1 protein-coding gene is annotated in these 445 nt (G+C 60.9%); it reads left to right on the top strand.

Annotation, left to right across the window (positions count from 1 at the left end; all coding sequences use genetic code 11):
* Positions 1 to 309 (top strand): cytochrome c oxidase assembly protein (locus tag JQ845_RS22865; RefSeq protein ID WP_203009515.1); only part of this gene is annotated, 309 nt, incomplete at its 5' end.
* Between the last annotated feature and the right edge of the window lie 136 nt (positions 310 to 445).

The following is a 445-nucleotide window of genomic DNA, read 5'->3' as shown; positions in this document are numbered from 1 at the left end:
GGCGATCAGTGGGTGGTCAACCCCGGGGCGGTTAACGAGATGGTGGTTGTAGTCGCCAACCCCACTGACCACCCGATGACGGCGCAAGCCGTGCCGAGTATTTCACCGGCCGAAGCCGCCCAGTACTTCCACAAGACCGAGTGTTTTTGCTTTACCCAACAGGTGTTGCAACCGGGCCAAAGCCTGGAGATGCCGATGCGTTTTATTGTCGACCGCGACATGCCCAAGGATGTGAAACACCTGACGCTGGCCTACACGCTGTTCGATATCATTCCTCGCCATCCGCCTGTCGCCGCTAACGCCGGCTAGGACGAAACCCGGCTTGCCTGATAAGGCGAACGCCCCTTGGCAACTCACGATCACTACTATGTCCCGCCTCAACACAAGTGGCCGCTCATTGCCACGGTGGGCCCGCTTCTCTCGGGCCTGCGCTCGGGCCCCCGGT

Origin of the sequence: Pseudomonas paraversuta (genome assembly GCF_904063065.1) — a bacterium.
Taxonomy (GTDB): domain Bacteria; phylum Pseudomonadota; class Gammaproteobacteria; order Pseudomonadales; family Pseudomonadaceae; genus Aquipseudomonas; species Aquipseudomonas paraversuta.
This window is presented reverse-complemented; position numbering and strand designations above follow the sequence as displayed.